This is a genomic window from Tannerella serpentiformis (genome assembly GCF_003033925.1).
In the GTDB taxonomy this organism is placed as follows: Bacteria; Bacteroidota; Bacteroidia; order Bacteroidales; family Tannerellaceae; genus Tannerella; species Tannerella serpentiformis.
This window is the reverse complement of the sequence record NZ_CP028365.1, coordinates 303,124-321,085: the sequence shown is the minus strand read 5'-3', so window position 1 is coordinate 321,085 and position 17,962 is coordinate 303,124. Positions and strand designations below refer to the sequence as shown.

Annotated in this window: 15 protein-coding genes and 1 tRNA gene; 11 read left to right on the top strand and 5 right to left on the bottom strand. The window is 59.4% G+C overall.

From position 1 onward, the window contains the following. The first annotated feature begins 287 nt into the window (after window positions 1-287). The 10 genes from C7123_RS01355 to C7123_RS01310 all read left to right on the top strand — a co-directional run bounded on the left by C7123_RS01355 (window position 288) and on the right by C7123_RS01310 (window position 10,096). Complete coding sequence (locus tag C7123_RS01355) at window positions 288-1,493, top strand: cofactor-independent phosphoglycerate mutase (protein WP_069175518.1); 1,206 nt, start codon at window positions 288-290, stop codon at window positions 1,491-1,493. A 308-nt stretch (window positions 1,494-1,801) separates the two neighbouring features. Then, complete coding sequence (gene thrC / locus C7123_RS01350) at window positions 1,802-3,112, top strand: threonine synthase (RefSeq protein WP_069175517.1); 1,311 nt, start codon at window positions 1,802-1,804, stop codon at window positions 3,110-3,112. A gap of 280 nt (window positions 3,113-3,392) precedes the next feature. Further along, window positions 3,393-4,094: a hypothetical protein gene (locus tag C7123_RS13115; protein WP_069175516.1), complete on the top strand. Its 702-nt coding sequence runs from the start codon at window positions 3,393-3,395 to the stop codon at window positions 4,092-4,094. A gap of 43 nt (window positions 4,095-4,137) precedes the next feature. Then, a complete protein-coding gene (locus tag C7123_RS13110) occupies window positions 4,138-4,857 on the top strand; it encodes a hypothetical protein (RefSeq protein ID WP_173896998.1) in 720 nt (239 codons plus the stop codon). A gap of 47 nt (window positions 4,858-4,904) precedes the next feature. Next, entirely contained in the window at window positions 4,905-5,351 is a 447-nt protein-coding gene (locus C7123_RS01335) for a deoxycytidylate deaminase (RefSeq protein WP_037987285.1), read from the top strand. Next, window positions 5,344-7,080, top strand: coding sequence for a S41 family peptidase (locus tag C7123_RS01330; protein ID WP_083206910.1), 1,737 nt, complete (start codon window positions 5,344-5,346; stop codon window positions 7,078-7,080). The genes C7123_RS01335 and C7123_RS01330 overlap by 8 nt, the downstream gene beginning before the upstream one ends. A gap of 24 nt (window positions 7,081-7,104) precedes the next feature. Then, on the top strand, window positions 7,105-7,665 hold the full coding sequence (locus C7123_RS01325) for a 5-formyltetrahydrofolate cyclo-ligase (RefSeq protein WP_083206909.1): 561 nt from the start codon (window positions 7,105-7,107) through the stop codon (window positions 7,663-7,665). 24 nt (window positions 7,666-7,689) lie between these two features. Continuing rightward, on the top strand, window positions 7,690-9,003 hold the full coding sequence (locus C7123_RS01320; protein ID WP_083206908.1) for a sensor histidine kinase: 1,314 nt from the start codon (window positions 7,690-7,692) through the stop codon (window positions 9,001-9,003). 43 nt (window positions 9,004-9,046) lie between these two features. After that, complete coding sequence (locus C7123_RS01315; RefSeq protein WP_069175514.1) at window positions 9,047-9,748, top strand: response regulator transcription factor; 702 nt, start codon at window positions 9,047-9,049, stop codon at window positions 9,746-9,748. 114 nt (window positions 9,749-9,862) lie between these two features. Beyond that, window positions 9,863-10,096 carry a hypothetical protein gene (locus tag C7123_RS01310; RefSeq protein ID WP_162597285.1) on the top strand — a complete coding sequence of 78 codons (234 nt, stop codon included), beginning with the start codon at window positions 9,863-9,865 and terminating at the stop codon, window positions 10,094-10,096. Window positions 10,097-10,167: 71 nt separating this feature from the next. Here C7123_RS01310 and C7123_RS01305 read toward each other — a convergent pair whose 3' ends face one another. The 5 genes from C7123_RS01305 to C7123_RS01285 form a co-directional block, all read right to left on the bottom strand. Further along, complete coding sequence (locus C7123_RS01305; protein ID WP_069175512.1) at window positions 10,168-11,100, bottom strand: cation diffusion facilitator family transporter; 933 nt, start codon at window positions 11,098-11,100, stop codon at window positions 10,168-10,170. Window positions 11,101-11,102: 2 nt separating this feature from the next. Further along, window positions 11,103-12,428 (bottom strand): PhoH family protein, encoded by a 1,326-nt coding sequence (locus tag C7123_RS01300; RefSeq protein WP_069175511.1) that lies wholly within the window; start codon window positions 12,426-12,428, stop codon window positions 11,103-11,105. 1,031 nt (window positions 12,429-13,459) lie between these two features. After that, entirely contained in the window at window positions 13,460-13,861 is a 402-nt protein-coding gene (locus C7123_RS01295) for a hypothetical protein (protein ID WP_037987289.1), read from the bottom strand. Between the two features lie 21 nt (window positions 13,862-13,882). Then, window positions 13,883-15,154, bottom strand: coding sequence for a YncE family protein (locus tag C7123_RS01290; RefSeq protein ID WP_069175510.1), 1,272 nt, complete (start codon window positions 15,152-15,154; stop codon window positions 13,883-13,885). Continuing rightward, complete coding sequence (locus C7123_RS01285; RefSeq protein WP_069175509.1) at window positions 15,151-17,556, bottom strand: TonB-dependent receptor; 2,406 nt, start codon at window positions 17,554-17,556, stop codon at window positions 15,151-15,153. Before C7123_RS01285 ends, C7123_RS01290 begins: the two co-directional genes overlap by 4 nt. Window positions 17,557-17,882: 326 nt before the next feature. On the opposite strand from C7123_RS01285, the gene C7123_RS01280 reads away from it, so the two are divergent. Further along, window positions 17,883-17,956: transfer RNA gene (locus tag C7123_RS01280), tRNA-Arg, on the top strand. Window positions 17,957-17,962 lie beyond the last annotated feature (6 nt).

Genomic DNA, 17,962 nt, shown 5'->3' with positions numbered 1-17,962 from the left:
ACGCCATCCCGCGGCGGGACAAGACCAAAATGGCCGTTGAGATACCATCCCGCGGCGGGACGAGACCAAAATGGCCGTTGAGATGCCGTCCCGCGGCGGGACGGGGCCAAAATGACCGTTGAGACGCCGTCCCGCGGCGGGACGAGAAGAACAGATGGCGGAACCTACTTGCACCGATCTCTGCCGATCAGGCATCGCGCGTCCGCCCCTACGTTTACTTTTGCCGCCCCTACAACACATCGAAATCCCCGGGCGGACTGTGAGGTGCGCCCACATACGTATTATATATGAAGCATATCATCATTTTGGGAGACGGCATGGCCGACGAGCCGATAGCCGAACTGGGCGGACTGACGCCCTTGCAATATGCACCTACGCCTGCGATGGATCGGCTGGCCAAGCTCGGAGCTTCTGGCCGACTGCACACGGTGCCCGACGGATTCCACCCGGGCAGTGAGGTGGCCAACCTTTCGATTCTCGGTTACGACCTGCCCACCGTCTACGAGGGGCGCGGCGTGCTCGAGGCCGCCAGCATGGGGGTCGACCTCCGACCCGGTGAGCTGGGCCTGCGCTGCAATCTCATCTGTATTGACGGCGATCGGATCAAGAATCACTCCGCGGGACACATTTCCTCGGAGGAGTCTGACGTCTTGATTCGCTACCTCAACGAGCAGCTCGGGTCGGACGATGTCACCTTTCACCACGGCGTCTCCTACCGCCATCTGCTTGTGCTCCGTGGCGGCGATCGGCGCTTGGATTGCACCCCGCCGCACGACATCCCGCTGCACCCCTTCCGTCCAGCGCTCGTCAAGGCGCGTGTGCCCGAGGCTGAGGCTACGGCCAACCGCCTGAACGACCTCATCCTCCGCTCGCAGCAGTTGCTGGCCGATCATCCGATCAACGTGAAGCGTCGTGCCGAGGGTAAGGATCCCGCGAACAGCATCTGGCCGTGGTCGCCCGGCGTGCGTCCGGCCATGAAGACGCTCCGTGAACTGTACGGCATACGCTCTTCGGCCGTCATCTCGGCCGTCGATCTGATCCGCGGTATCGGCGTCTATGCCGGCATGGACGTGATCCACGTGGAGGGCGCCACGGGGCTTTACGACACGAATTATGAGGGCAAGGCGGCCGCCGCCATCGAGGCCCTCCGCACGCACGACTTCGTCTATCTGCATATCGAGGCCAGCGACGAGGCCGGTCACGAGGGCGACGTGGAGCTGAAGGTGCGCACCATTGAGTACCTCGACCGCCGCATCGTCGATCCCGTCTTCCGCGCCGTCAATCAGTGGGATGAGCCGGTGGCCATCGCCGTCCTGCCCGACCATCCCACGCCCTGCGCCATCCGTACGCATACCAACGCCCCCATCCCCTTCGTGATCTATAAGCCCGGCGCCACCCCCGACGCCGTGGAGCGTTACGACGAGTTCGCCGCCATCGATGGCAGCTACGGGCTGCTCCGTAAGGATGAGTTTATGAAGGTGTTCTTAAGGTAGTCATGCGGCCTTTCGGCCGTGGTAGTTACGGCCTAACGGCCGGGTAGTTATAGGGCTGTGCCCCGGTAGTTATGGCGCTTCGCGCCGGTAGTTATGCGGGCTTTCGCCCGCAGTAGTTAGACGTAGTTAGAGGGTAGTTAGGGGAGGCATCTTTTAACTACCGCGCCGCAGGCGCATAACTTCTTTCTAACTACCGAGGGCGTAGTCCCCCTGACTACCGCGCCGCAGGCGCATAACTTCTTTCTAACTACCGGGGGCGTAGCCCCCCGGACTACTGCGCCGCAGGCGCATAAATTCCCCCTATCAAGATGAAATATTACAGCACCAATCACCAAGTATCGCCCGCCAGCCTCGAGGAGGCCGTAGTCCGCGGGCTTGCCGCCGACCGCGGGCTATTCATGCCCGAACGTATCCCCACGCTCGACCGCGCGTTCATCGACGGGATGAAGCACATGACCTTTCACGAGATCGCCCTCCACGTGGCCAGCGCCTTCTTTGGCGACGATATGCCGCAGAGCGATCTTCGCCGCATCGTAGAGGACACACTGGCCTTCGACACGCCTGTCGTGCCCGTCACGGACACGGTCTACTCCCTCGAGCTTTTCCACGGCCCCACGCTGGCCTTCAAAGACGTCGGCGCACGGTTCATGGCCCGCATGCTCGGCCACTTCATCGCCCGTCAGGGGGCGAGCCGCGAGGTCAACGTGCTCGTGGCCACCTCGGGCGACACGGGCAGCGCCGTAGCCAACGGCTTCCTCGATGTGCCCGGCATCCGCGTCTTCGTGCTCTACCCCAAGGGCAAGGTCAGCGCGATTCAGGAGTGCCAGTTCACCACCCTCGGGCGCAACATCACCGCGCTGGAGGTGGACGGCGTCTTCGACGACTGTCAGGCGCTCGTCAAGTCCGCCTTCGTGGACGCCGACCTCAACGCCCACCTGCAGCTCACCTCGGCCAACTCCATCAACGTGGCCCGCTTCCTGCCCCAGGCCTTCTATTACTTCCACGCCTACGCCCAGATGGACCGCATCGGCCGTGCCCAGCGCCTCGTCGTGAGTGTGCCCAGTGGCAACTTCGGCAACCTAACGGCCGGACTCATCGCGCACCGTATGGGGCTGCCCGTGTCGCACTTCATCGCCGCCAACAACCGCAACGACGTCTTCTTGGACTATCTCCACACGGGCGTCTATCGGCCCCGCCCCTCGGTGGCCACGCTGGCCAACGCGATGGACGTAGGCGATCCGAGCAACTTCGCCCGCATCCTCGACCTCTTCGGCGGCGACCATGCCGCGATCACGGCGCTCATCTCCGGCAGCCGCACGACGGACGAGGAGATCCGTGCCACCCTGGCCGACGTCGTCCGCACGCATGGCTACACGCCCGATCCCCACGGTGCCTGTGGCTATCACGCCCTCATGCAGCGCGGCCTGCAGCCGGGCGAGACGGGCGTCTTCCTTGAGACGGCTCACCCGGCTAAGTTCCTCGACACGGTGGAGACGGCCACGGGTCGCTCAGTCGAGATCCCCGAGCGGCTCCGAGCCTTTATGCAGGGCGAGAAACGCAGTGTGCCGATGGCGCGCACCTTCGAGGCGTTCAAGGACTACCTGCTCTCGCAGGCCTGATCTCACCTCGCTGGATAGGCCTAACGCCCTACCGAGGACGTCTGCGGACGCTTGCGAATCTGTCCGAGGCGTCTGCGGCCACCACAGCAAAATTTGCCGGGGCGTCTTCGGACGCCAGCGAAGTTTGCCGGTGCGTCTTCGGACGCCAGCGAAGTTTGCCGGGGCGTCTGCGGCCACCACAGCAAAATTTGCCGGGGCGTCTTCGGACGCCAGCGAAGTTTGCCGGGTACACGATGGGATTTTCATCGTGTATCCGGCTTCGTTTTATAGTCAGCCCGAAATGAAGGGCCGATACAGCAGCCCCGACGGGGTGTTGGCCTGCAAAACAGACCGCCTTTTGGTGCCCGACGGGGTGTTGGCCTACAAAACAGACCGCCTTTTGGACCCCGACGGGGTGTTGGCCTACAAAACAGGCCGCCTTTTTGACCCCGACGGGGTGTTGGCCTGCAAAACAGACCGCCTTTTGGACCCCGACGGGGTGTTGGCCTGCAAAACAGACCGCCTTTTGGACCCCGACGGGGTGTTGGCCTACAAAACAGACCGCCTTTTGGTGCCCGACGGGGTGTTGGCCTGCAAAACAGGCCGCCTTTTGGTGCCCGACGGGGTGTTGGCCTACAAAACGGGCCGCCTTTTTGACCCCGACGGGGTGTTGGCCTGCAAAACAGACCGCCTTTTTGACCCTGACGGGGTGTTGGCCTGCAAAACAGACCGCCTTTTGGACCCCGACGGGGTGTTGGCCCATAAAACAGACCGCCTTTTTGCCCCCGACGGGGTGTTGGCCTGCAAAACAGACCGCCTTTTGGGCCCCGACGGGGTGTTGGCCTGCAAAACAGACCGCCTTTTGGTGCCCGACGGGGTGTTGGCCTGCAAAACGGGCCGCCGTTTTCGCCGCGCAGCTAAGAATGGTAAAAAACGGGCCGCCTTTTTGACCGCGCACCCAAGAACTGTGAAAAACAGACCGCCTTTTTCACCGCGCAGTTAAGAATGGCAAAAAACAGGCCGCCTTTTTCGCCGCGCAGCCCGGAGTGGTGCAAAACAGACCGCCTTTTTCACCGCGCAGCCCGGAACGGTGCAAAACGGGCCGCCTTTTGGTGCCCGACGGGGTGTTGGCCTACAAAACAGACCGCCTTTTGGGCCCCGACGGGGTGTTGGCCTGCAAAACAGGCCGCGTTTTTGACCCCGACGGGGTGTTGGCCTGCAAAACAGGCCGCCTTTTGGGCCCCGACGGGGTGTTGGCCTACAAAACAGACCGCCTTTTGGACCTCGACGGGGTGTTGGCCTACAAAACGGGCCGCCTTTTGGTGCCCGACGGGGTGTTGGCCTGCAAAACAGACCGCCTTTTTGACCCCGACGGGGTGTTGGCCTGCAAAACAGGCCGCCTTTTGGTGCCCGACGGGGTGTTGGCCTGCAAAACAGACCGCCTTTTGGGCCCCGACGGGGTGTTGGCCTACAAAACAGACCGCCTTTTTGACCTCGACGGGGTGTTGGCCTACAAAACAGACCGCCTTTTGGACCCCGACGGGGTGTTGGCCTGCAAAACAGACCGCCTTTTGGGCCTCGACGGGGTGTTGGCCTGCAAAACAGGCCGCCTTTTGGTGCCCGACGGGGTGTTGGCCTACAAAACAGGCGCAAGGAGGAGCGATGTCCGGCTGATCTCCCCCCGCTCGCCCCGCCCTGCCAGACTCGGCTGTCCATGCCGATTTACGCTTAATGCTACTTTTGCGCACCCTTTTCGGACAGGGTGACTACACACGACGATGAAGGGGGCTATTCCTAATATGTAGATACAGCGATGACGAATAAGGAAGAGAAACAATATGAAACCGACCGGCGCTACCTGCGTATGGCAGCCGTCTGGGCCGAAAATTCCTATTGTAAGCGCCGTCAAGTAGGCGCATTGCTTGTCAAGGATCACATGATTATTTCCGACGGGTACAATGGCACACCCTCGGGCTTTGAGAACGTTTGCGAGGACGCGGACGGCGTGACCAAACCTTATGTGCTGCATGCCGAGGCCAACGCTATCACCAAGGTGGCAGCCTCGTCAAATAATAGTCGCGGATCCACGATCTACGTCACCGCCTCGCCCTGCATCGAGTGCGCCAAGCTCATCATCCAAGCCGGCGTCGTGCGGGTGGTCTACTCCGAGGAGTATCACACCGACGAGGGCGTCCAGTTGCTCCGCCGCGCAGGTATAGCAGTCGATTACATCAGCATCAACGAAGAAAATCATGAATAAGAAGCGTAAGAATGTCTTGTGGGGAATTGTCGGCGCCGTGGCGTGCCTCTGTTTGGGCATGTGGCTCGGCATCTTCCTCTATTCGCGGTCGCCCCGGTTCCGCGGCATCAACACGGGCAAAAACAAGATCAACGCCATCCTCGACATCATCGACACGCAGTACGTTGACACGGTCAACATGGGCGACCTCATCGACCGCACGGCTGAGAACCTGATCAGCGAGCTTGATCCGCACTCCGTGCTCATCCCGGCCGAGAGTGTGGAGGCCGTTAACGACGATCTCGAGGGGTCGTTCGGCGGCATCGGCGTCTCCTTCAGTCTGCGAAACGACACGATCCTCATCACCGGCATCATCTCCGGTGGGCCTGCCGAGAAGGCCGGTCTCCGCCCCTTCGATCGCATCATAGCGATCAACGACACGACGTTCGCCGGCAAGGGCTTCGAGCAGGCCAAGATCATGCGCACCCTGCGCGGCAAGAAGGGCACAAGGGTGAAGCTCGGTGTGCAGCGCAACCATGCCTCGAAGCTGACTGACTTTGTCGTCACCCGTGGCGAAGTGCCCAACCGCTCCGTCGACGCCGCCTATAAGATCGGGCGAGACATCGGCTACATCAAGGTGCGCAGCTTCACCCGTTCCACCTATAACGAGTTCATCACCGCCATTGCCAAAGAGAAGAAAGAGGGCTGCACCAAGTTCATCATCGACCTGCGCGACAATGCCGGCGGACTCTTGGATGCGGCCGTGACCATGCTCAACGAGTTCATTCCCGGCGGCGAGATGATCGTCTATGTGCAGGGCAAGGCTTACCCTCGGCAGGAGTTCTTTGCCGATGGTCGCGGCACCTGCCAAGACGCCCCGTTGGTCGTCCTCACCGACGAGATGTCTGGCTCGGCCAGCGAAATCTTCGCCGGCGCCATCCAGGACAACGACCGCGGACTCATCATCGGTCGGCGCTCCTATGGTAAGGGCCTCGTGCAAATGCCCATCCCCCTCTCCGACGGCTCCGAGCTGCGCCTGACCATCGCCCGTTACTACACGCCCTCCGGTCGTTGCATCCAGAAGATGTACGAGATGGGCAAGACCGACGAATACGAGCAAGATCTTTATCGGCGCTACCTCCACGGCGAGTTCGACACGGCCGACAGCATCACCTTCGACAAGTCGGCCGCCTACAAGACTCGCGGCGGGCGTACCGTCTATGGCGGCGGCGGCATCATGCCTGACATCTTTATCCCTCGCGATACGCAGCGCATCACCTCGTATTACAACCAGGTCATGACTGACGGTATTCTCTACGATTTTACCCTCGATTACTCCGATCGCAATTACAAGAAGCTCTCCTCCTTCCATTCCTACCCCGAACTGCTCGGTTACCTCCGTCAGCAGTCGCTACTCAATCGTTTCGTTGACTATGCCGAGGAGAATGGTGTCCGCCGTCGGCCGACACTCATCGAAGTTTCACGACCGCTAATCGAGACCGCTCTCGAAGCCTTCATCGTCCGCCATTTCTTCGACTACGACGGCTTCTATCCCGTCTTCCAGCGCGACGACGCTACCCTACAGCGTGCCGTTCAGGAGTTAGAGAGTAGCGCCTGGCGTCAAAAGCTCATGGCCCACATCCGCTCCATCGGACGCATCACGATAGGGAACTTGCGCTCCACCACAGCTTCTTATTTCATCTATTCCCCGCTGCCCTTAGACCGTAACTATCGCATGAAAGGCGCATAACTACCACTCCTAACGATCCTTGATATGACGATCAACGAACAGAAACAAGCGCTGCGCAAGCAGGTGGCAGCGCTCAAGCGAGCCCACACCCCGGAGGCCCTCGAGGCGCTCTCTGCCGAGGCGCTCGCCCGATTAGAGACCCTCGACGCCTTTCAATCCGCCGCCTGCGTGGCGCTCTACCACGCGCTGCCGGGCGAGGTGCAGACGGCCGAGTTCCTCGGGCGATGGTACGGCCGTAAGCAACTCCTGCTGCCCATCGTGCAGGGCGACGACCTCGTGCTCCGCCCCTATGCGGGGCCGGACAGCCTGCACAAAGGCGCCTACGACATCTGGGAACCGTCCGTCGACGCCTCCGCCTCCGACGTGCCACGGACCGACCTCATCATCGTGCCCGGCATCGCCTTCGACCGCCAGCTGAACCGCCTCGGTCGCGGCCGCGGATACTACGACCGCCTGCTCTCTGACCTCACCCTGCCCTGCATCGGGCTAGCCTTCGCCTTTCAGCTCTTCGACCACATCCCCGTCGACGCCCACGACCGCCGCATGACCGCCGTCGTCACCGACACGGAAGTGATCAGGGGGTAAAGACGAAAAATTCAGGCGGACACAATGAAGATTCAACGCGTCAAAATCGTCACGTTTTCATCGCTATTTATCCTGCTCTGCTTGCAGGTGGTGTGGTCCGTCTATACGTATAAGGAGCAGCATGCGAAGCTGGAGAAGGTGAGCTATACGACTTTTTTGAGTGCTATTTTCAAGGAGGTCATAGAAAGAATCGATGCCATTTTCCCCGCAGGAGTTGAGGTTGAAGCAGGCGCGGTTCGAGATGATGGTACAGGGGACTACGTGTATTTTCAAGACACACTTATCAAGCGCAACGTCCCGATTTCCCTGACTAGGCTCGATTCTTTCTATCGCGCCGGCCTCTCCGCTGAAGACATCCATGCGCGCACCGTCATCAACCGTATCAACCCCCGGACGGGCGAGGTGTTGGAAAGCACGGACTCCACCTTCCGCGGGTCGTGGGGCTCGATCACCACGTATCCCCAATACCTCCGCCGCGACAGCACCGAGGCCGTGGTAGCCGTGGTCGTCTCACCTGTTCAGGATGTGCTTCGGAGGGTATGGCTGCTTTATCTCAGTTCGATTGTGTTGATCGGCTTTGCTGCCTGGGGGTTGTATTATCAGGTGAAGATCATCTTCGATCAGAACCGTCTGTCGGAGCTTAGGGAAACTTTCTCCCGCACGATGGTGCATGACATGAAGACGCCCATTTCGTCCATTATAACCGGGATAAGGATGCTGAGGGGTGGACAGTTCGACAGCCTTCCGGAGAAGAAGCAAGAGGTATTCGATCTGGTCGAGCGCGAGAATCAGCACCTGCTTTCGCTCGTGAATAAGGTGCTGACCATTGCCAAGATGGAGAGTGGAAAACTTGTGCTTAATCGTAAGCAGATCGCCCTTAAGCCGATGGTAGATGAGTTGATGGAGAAATACCCGTTGCGGTCGAAAAAAACAGTCACGTTCAGCGTCGATGTCCCTGACGATGCCGTCGTCTATGCCGATCCGTCACATCTCACAGAGTGTTTAAGCAACCTCGTCGAGAACGCCGAGAAATACTCCGGCCAGACGGTACATATCGCCATTGCTTATGCCCACGATGAGGCTCAGGCGAGCATTCGAGTGTCGGACAATGGCGTGGGTATTCCGCAGAGTGAGCAGGCGCGGATCTTCGAGAAGTTTGAACGTGCATCCAGGGCCAATAAACGGTCGACGACTGGTACTGGGGCTACGGGATTTGGGTTGGGGCTGAATTATGTACAGCTCATGATGAAGGAACACGGCGGGAGTGTGACGGTGTCGAGTGAACCCGGTCGCGGCAGTACGTTTACCCTGACCTTTCCCGTTCCGTCGGAGACATAAAAAGAATAGGTACACACAGATAAAACAAGGAGAAAACGGAGACATGATGAAGTTGCTATTGGTAGAAGACGATGCCACGCTGCGCTATATGATTCGCAACAGCTTGGAGGTTGTGATCGGCGGATATGAGATGGCCGAAGCCGCCAACGGTGCGGAAGGATTGGAACTGTGGAAGACGTTCCGGCCAGATATCATCGTGGCCGACGTGGAGATGCCTGTTATGGATGGCTACGAGATGGTGGCCAAGATCCGGGAGACGGATCGCCTGCAGCCCATCGTGTTTGCCTCCGGTATGGAGGATCCGTCGCATGTGATGCGGGGCTATGAGGTGGGTGTGAACAACTACATCAAGAAGCCCTACCTGCCCGAGGAGTTGGACGCACACGTCCGGGCGCTGCTTCGGAATATCAATCTGGGCGGGCGGATGGAGAACAACACGGAAACGTATCCTATCGGCCGATGGAAGTTCAACGCCGAGAAGGCGTCGCTCAGCGATACGGAGGGGAAAAGCGTCTCTCTGACGCTTTTGGAATCGCAGATCCTCCGCCTGCTTTGCCGCAGCATGGGAGAGACAGTCGGTCGAGATACGATCTTGGAGACTTTGTGGCCCGACGTGGATTATTTCTACGCCTCTCGTCGCTTGGATGTCTTTATCACGAAGCTGCGTAAGCTGCTTTCTGCCGATCCCGCAATCACCATCTCCACCATAAGGGGAGTGGGGCTGCGGTTAGACGTGGAGAACTAACAGCTAAGAACTACCAACTAAAAACGAAGCCGGATACACGAGCGGAGGAAACTCTCATGTACCCGGCTTTCGTCTTTCCCAGTCTTATCTCCCTCTTGCATAATGTAGACGATGATGAAAATCAAAACAGAGAAACAATTCAGAGAATATCAAGACGGTTGCGAAGCGCTGATACGTCGTGGAGCGGAGCTTGGAGGGATGGATTATCTCTCAGACGAAGAGAAGCGCGAGTACATCCGTCTTTCGGACGCGGTCATAGAATATGAAGCCGCTTATTATCCCTTACCGGGACGTGCATCAACCCTTACAAAGCATACAATGACCGCCGCTGAGCGTGTACCTGTATAGCGTCAACACCTCCCAGTGCCGACCGATAATAACAAAAGGGGCATCCCTCGAACGGAGGGGTGCCCCTTATCTCATTTCACCGGCTCGGCGTGCAGTGTGATCTGTGTGCCGGGGCCGTACTTCTGGCGCAGGCGGCGCTCTGCGTGACACATGATCTCGTGCGCCTCGGCGACTGTCATGTGGCCGTCTACGCGGATGTGCACGTCGATCGCATAGTCGTTGCCGATGCGGCGTGTCTGTAGATGGTGCGGATTGCTGATGCGATGGTCCTCGAGGATCGTGGTGAGGATGTCGCGCTCTACCTCCTCGGGCAGGGACTTCTCCAGGAGGTCGTTCACGGCGGGGACGGTCAGCTTGATGGCCACACGCACGATGAGGATGCTGACGACGACGGCCGCAATGGGGTCGAGCACCGTCCAGCCGTGTCCGAGGAAGATGGCGCCGCTGATGCCTAACGCTGTGCCGACGGACGAGAGGGCGTCTGAGCGATGATGCCAAGCGTTGGCGATGATCGTTGAGCTATTGCGCCGTCGGCCGGCGGAGAGCGTGACACGATAGAGCAGTTCCTTGACCACGACCGAGACGAGGGCAGCGATGAGTGCGATGTGGCCCGGCGCTTCGAGCTCGTAGCCGAGGAAAAGGACGGCGTGGATCTTAGCCGCCCCCTCCCAGAAGATGCCGATACCGACGAAGAGCAGCACGATGCCGATGATGGACGTGGCCAGGGTCTCATACTTGCCGTGGCCGTAGTCGTAATCCTTGTCCCAGGGGCGGGCCGAGAGACGGAGGCAGAGGAAGACGATGAGGTCCGTGGCGAAGTCCGAGAGCGAATGCACCGCGTCGGCCATCATGGCGCCACTATGCCCGCCTACACCGGCGGCGAATTTGAAGAGGAGTAGCAGCAGATTGACCGCCGCCCCAGCGGCGATGATGCCGACGAGTGCCCGTTCACGTGCGCTGTCTGTCGGCTCGCCGCAGGGGGTGTTTGGGGTGATCTCAGCCATCGTCAGAGGCGCTCCGAAGCCAGTTCGGCCAGGGCGCTACGCTCGCCTTTGACCAGATTCACGTGCGCAAAGAGTCGCTCGCCACGCATTTTATCGATCATGTAAGCCAGACCGTTGCTCTGGGCGTCGAGGTAGGGCGAGTCAATCTGCTCGATGTCGCCGGTGAAGACCATTTTGGTGCCCTCGCCGGTGCGGGTGATGATGGTCTTGATCTCGTGCGGCGTCAGGTTTTGCGCCTCGTCGACGATGCAGAAGGTCTCCGAGAGACTCCGTCCGCGGATGAAGGCCAGCGCCTCGATCACGAGCCGGTCGCTCTTCTGGAGCTCATCCAGCCGGCGCAGCTCCTTCGACCCGGGGGCGAGTTGGGCACGGATCACGTTAAGGTTGTCGAAGAGCGGCTGCATGTAAGGCGCCACCTTGTCTTTGCCCGACCCGGGCAGGTAGCCAATGTCTTTGTTGGCCAGCGCCACGATGGGCCGCGCCAGGAGGATCTGCTTATAGTCGTCCATCTGTCGGAGAGCCGAAGCCAGCGCCAGAAGCGTCTTGCCCGTGCCTGCGCGACCGGTGATACCGACGAGCTTCACCTCCGGGTCGTTGAGCACCTCGAAAGCGAAGCTCTGCTCCACGTTGCGGGGCCGGATGCCAAGGCCCACGGCCGCGCCCTTGTCCACACGGTGGAAGCGCTCGGTGAAGGGCACATAGCGCGCGGGCACAGAGTTTCGGTGGCTTTTGAGAATGAAGCAGGCGTTCGGTTCGGGGCGTTTGGGTAGCCCGAAAAGGTCGGCCTCGACACCTTCGGGCGTGGCGTAGAGGCGGTCGATAAGCTCCGGGTCGATGCCCTCGTAGACGGTCTCATTTTCACTGAAGGGCACGAAATCCGTCACCTTGTCCGTGAAATAATCCTCGACCGGAATGCCCAGTGCGCGGGCCTTCATACGCATGTTGATGTCTTTGGTGACGAGGATGGTGAGCATGTCCGGATGTCGCTCGGCCACGGTCACGGCTGCGGAGAGGATGCGGTGGTCGGGGATACGCTCGGGGAAGGAGTTGGCCACGCGCCTCTGGTAATGGTCGCCCACGACGACGTAGAGCATGCCGCGTCCCGGGCCGAGCGATGCGCCGCGCAGGTGCAGCTCGTTGGAGGTCAGTTCGTCGAGCCGACGGACGAAGGCGCGGGCGTTGTAATGGATCTGTTCGCTGCCCTTCTTGAATCGGTCCAGCTCCTCGAGCACGGTGATGGGCAGATAGATGTCGTTGTCCTCGAAATGGTCGATGCAACTGTAGTCGTGCAGGATGACGTTGGTGTCTAAGACGAAGTTCTTTTTCATAACGAGTAAGATGTGTGTGTGGTGAATGGTTGGTGGTTATCCGAGGCTCGGAGAATCGGGGGCGAAATAAGGGGCTTTTCGCCGAAGGCGGGGACCCGTGTCTCGTCTTGCCGCAGTTTTTGGTCCGAAAAAGAACACTCGTTTTCCCCCTTCTACAGCTATAGAAAGTCTCAAACCATTGGTTTGGCTCCAATCTGAGGGCGGTTTTGCTTCAAACCATTGGTTTGGCCCGAATCGGGGTCGGGTTTTGCTTCAAACCATTGGTTTGGCCCGAATCGGGGTCGGGTTTTGCTTCAAACCATTGGTTTGGCCCGAATCAGGGTCGGGTTTTGCTTCAAACCATTGGTTTGGCCTAAATCAGGGTCGGGTTTTGCTTCAAACCATTGGTTTGGCCTAAATCGGGGTCGGGTTTTGCTTCAAACCATTGGTTTGGCCCGAATCGGGGTCGGGTTTTGCTTCAAACCATTGGTTTGGCCTAAATCAGGGTCGGGTTTTGCTTCAAACCACCTGGTTTGACCCGAATCGGGGTCGGGTTTTGCTTCAAACCATTGGTTTGGCCCAAATCGGGGTCGGGTTTTGCTTCAAACCACCTGGTTTGGCTCCAATCGGGGTCGGTTTTGCATCAAACCACCTGGTTTGACCCCAATCGCGGGTGTGTTTCGCATCAAACCACCTGGTTTGGCCTAAATCGGGGTCGGGTTTGCTTCAAACCACCTGGTTTGGCTCCAATCGGGGTCGGGTTTTGCTTCAAACCACCTGGTTTGGCCTAAATCGGGGTCGGTTTTGCTTCAAACCACCTGGTTTGGCTCCAATCGGGGTCGGTTTTGCATCAAACCACCTGGTTTGACCCCAATCGCGGGTGTGTTTCGCATCAAACCACCTGGTTTGGCTCCAATCGGGGTCGGGTTTTGCTTCTAAAGCAATACCGATTTTGGGTCTTATACGTGCGGAAAGCAAAGACCCTGCTCCCGCCAGAGGGGGAACAGGGTCTTGAGGTTAGGCTTGCGACGGGTGTCGCAGCTGAGGCGTCGTCACTCCGCGCCCATTTCTTTATACCATTTGAACGACTCCACGGCTAAGAGGATGCTGAAGCAGAGTACGAATGGAAGAACGAACACCTGCACCGGGTTGAAAGCCATGATGAGTTCGCCGCCATCGTGCAGGACATTGAAGAGCGCCATGACGGCGGCCAGGATGAGGTTCACGAGCGCCGCGCCACGGCCACGGCCGTACATCGTTGTGGCGATACCCACAGCGGGCAGTGTGTAGGTGATGATAGCCATGAAGGCCATCATGCCCACGGGCGCCTCTTCGGCATGCTCCACGGCTACGTCCACGGCCCAGAAGATGGGCAGCAGGTCGGCTATGTTGTGCGCCAAGAATCCCGCCAGCACCAGCCCCCAGAGCGTGATGATCTTTTGTATGCGTGTCATTGTCTGTGTGCCTCCTATCTCTTAGAGTGCGATCACCTTGTAAGCGCCCGAGGGGGTCTCTACGGTGGGTTTGTTGCTGCCTTTGCCGGTGGTCATGTCGTAGCGATAGAAGCCGATGCCCTCGCTGGTCTGCTCGCCAAAGTAGATGGCGTTGCCTACGCGGATGATGGCGCTGGAGGTCCAAGCCACGGTGGCGGGCATGGGCAGCACGCGGCCCGTCTTGGCGCGCACGTCCACCTCGTAGGGCACGAAGCTGCGGTTCTTGGTCATGTTCGGATCGTCCTTCTCGGTCACGAGGCTCGGCTTGTAGAGCATGAGGTAGATCTTGCCGTTGCCGCCGTAGGCCATATACAAGCCGTACGACCCCACTTCGCCGCCGTTAGTGGTTTGCAGGCTCATGTAGAAATCCTTGTCGAAGTCGGTCTCACCCTTCTTGATACGCAGCAGGCCGTCCTTGTAACCCTTTCCGGGCATGAACTGCGCCATCATGGCTGACCGGGGGCCGGTGTAGAAGTAGATGTTGCCCGCCTCGTCCGTCACGGGGCAGGTGTGGCCCACCATGCCGAGGCTCGTAGCGCGCTCGTCCTTGATCACCTTCTCCACGCGGTCCGTGGCCACGTCGATGACGGCTATTTGCGCCGCTGTGGGCAGGATCTCCTGCATCGATTTGGCTTGGTTGAGGGGGAGGAACAGTTTGCCGTCGCGCACAATGCCATTGCCACCGTCCGGGTCGTTGTCGCCCTCGGCGTACGCGGAGAGGTCGATCTCCTTGACGACCGTCATGGTGGAGGGGTTGATGACGATGAGCTGTCCGCGGCTACCGGTGGTCACGGCGTAAGCCTTCGTTTCGCTGGCGAAGATGATCTCCACCACGTTGGGCGATCCGGGGAAGGCCAGCTGTGCCACGGGTTTTTCCGAGAGGCGGCCCGTCTTGCTCAGGGCGTACTTATAGAGCGTCTGCTCGCCCTGCTGTCCATACATGGAGCCGGACTGCATGTAGACGTAGTCGCCAAACTTCTCTATGAAGAGGTGCCCGGACGCCAGCTTGATGGCACCTTTGAAGTCGGTCTTCAGGCCCTCCTTGAAGTCTTCGAAGGTGGTGATGTAAAACGCATTGTCCACGTTTGCCGCGAAGGCGTAATGGTGCACCGCCTCCTCCGGCATAGGGTTCGGTCCGGGCTTGGGATCGGGCTTTGGCGTTGGGGTGTCGTTCTCGCCGCATGATGTGGATAACATCAGGGCCAAGGCTGCCGCCACGGTGGGCAGTAGGCCGTACAAATTGCTCTTTTTCATTCCTTGATCGTATTAAGTTTGTTAAGCGTGTATTTGACTTTGAAGTGCAGGGTGCGCTTCTCTAAGGGGTAACGGTATTCGCCCCAGTTCTCGCGGTCGAAGAGGTTGCGCACCTCCAGGCCGAGCTGCCACTGAGGAGTGAAGGCGTGGTGCAGGCCCACGTTCACTTCGTATTTCGAAGGGATCTCCATCGAGCTGCGATCGCCGGGAGCCTCCCAGTTGTAATTGAATCGGTGCGTGAACTCAAAGCCGAGGGTCAGGGCCGAATGCGATCTGCGGCCCAGCAGGTGGTCGGCGTGCAGGTTGATGTCGCAGTTGCCGAAGAAGTAGGGCGTGTTGGGGATGCGGTAGTTGTAGTGGAAGTTAGACCCGCCACCGACGGCGTCGCGGCGCGTATCGCGTGCATCTTGCCAGGACACGTTGCCCCTCACGTCGAGCCACGGGAAGAGGCCGGCATCCACGCTGCCCTCCACGCCCGTGATACGCGCTCGGCCAATGTTTTCGTAAGCCATATACATGGTGCCGTACATCATTTTGATCATGTCCGTGAGATGCATGTAGAAAGCATTGACCTCGATGCGGGCGTGCGGATAGCGCCCGGAACGGACGATCCATCCGACCCCGAGGTTCATGTTCAGGCTCTGTTCGGGGCGGAGCATATAGGAGGGATAGATCAGCACACCGTTGCCAAACATCTCGTCGGCTGTGGGCATTCTGCGCAGCGATTGCACGGAGGCTTTCACGGTCAGTGCTTCGCTGGGGTGCCAGGCGATGGCCTCACTCCATCCCGGTGCCGCCTGAGCATTCTTGGCGGCCGTCAATTTTTCTTGTAGCACCACTCGCTCAGGCGACGGCATGACCTCCGATTGGTAATAGAACAGCTTAATCCCCGCCTCATTGACCCAGCGTCCACCGGCCAGATGCAACTCGTACGTCAGGCCGGCCACGATTGCATGTAACTGACTCGGGTAGCCGCCGGTGGGGAAGCGCGAATAGCTGTCGGCCAAGTCGTCCTTGGGTAGTTTGCGGTTGTATCGGTGGGTGATGTTGGCGTTCAGGGCGTGGACTTCGTTGAAACGATAGTTGGCGTTGAGTCGCTCCTGTAGGTTCGTGTATCGATCGCGGGAATCGTTCGGCAGCGAACCCACCTCGCCTTGCACAGAGGCGCTGAGAAAGCGATTGCCGAGGAAGTCGTAGCTGTAATGCGAGGTGTCCACCTGATTGGCCACAGCCAAGCCCTGCGAAGCGTTGAGTAGGATCGAGAATCGGCCGTCGGCGAGTCGCTTGGACAGCGCTTGGGAGATGTTGAGGGAATTGTAGCGCGAGAAGGCGTGCCGGATATTGTTCTGCACGTTCATCAGCCCGCCTTGGATCTCGTCGTAGAGGTTTTCGTAGCCTACGGACAGCTCTGCGTGGTCGAGCGGCAGGTGGGTAAAAGCGACGCCCACCTCAGCGGCTATGCGCCGATAGGCGTCGTGATCGCGGCGGATGATGCGCCCAAGTTCGAAGGGGGAATTGAAGGTATAGTCGTTTTTGGAGTAGTCGAATGAGCCGCCCGCGCGGACAGCCAGACCGGCCGCGGGCAGGTATTTCTTGGCTTGGAAGTTGGCCGTGTGCGTGTGGTAGGACCCGATGCCATACGCGGCCTCGAGGTGATCGTTTTGGAAGTCCTTGAGGATGATGTTTACCGCCCCACCCAGTCCGTCGCCCCCCAAGTAAGCCGGCACGATGCCTTTGTAGATCTCCACCTCCTGCACCATGTCGGGCGGGATGGATCCGAGTGAAAACTCCTCCGAACTCCCCATGGGTACACCGTTGACGAAGACGCCGATGCGCTTACCGTCGAGGCCCTGCACCAGGATACGCGCCATGCTGCCCATGCCGCCCTGTCGCGCTACGTGCACGCCGGCCGTCTTGTCGAGCACCTCGTTGAGCGTTGCCATATGATAGCGCAGGGCCGAGGCATCGACCACGGTCACGGCCGACGGAGCTTCACGCAGGCGCTGCGCCGCGCTCTTGCTGGTCACGACGACTTCGGACAGCTGACTGTCGTCCGGTCGCAGCGCCACGTCGAGTTGCGTTGTGCCTGCTCGACCGACCGTTACCGTCAGTGTTTGCGAGGTGTAGCCCAAGCAAGAAAAGGTCAGCTTGAATCGTCCGGCCGGTAGCGCAACGCTATAACGCCCCTCGGCATCGGTCACGGCGCCATGATAGCCGCTGGCATCGCGCACCAATACGCCCTCGAGCGCCCTGTGTGTCTCCGCGTCAGTGACGCCGCCCTGACAGACGCCCGTGCCGTCCTGTTGCGCAAACAGAGAGACGAACGACAGTAGGAGGATGAAGGCCAGTCCAAACAGGCGGACGCCTCGACCGAGGCGGATTGTGTTTAGGATGTTTACCATAGTGGGTACAGTGCTTTCTTGTTTTTGGGGCAAAAGTATCGGCCCGTGTAGGGCGCCACAATCCCTATTTTTAAGGAGGGTTGTTGGGAGAAAGAAGCCCTGATCGGGTTAGAGGCCGTTTCTCAATCCTGCAAAGCCTCGACCTACACTGTCGATTCGGCATTTCAGACTTGAAAAACGCCGACCTACACTGTCGATCCGGCATTTCAGACTTGCAAAGCCCCGACCTACACTGTCGATTCGGCTTTTCAGACTTGAAAAGCCCCGACCTACACTGTCGACTTAGAGCAATTCAAAACAGCCGTCTATATTTGCGGCGCAATTGAGGCCCCGTAGCTTAGTTGAATAGAGCGTCAGATTCCGGTTCTGAAGGTCGTGCGTTTGAGTCGCACCGGGGTCACTACTT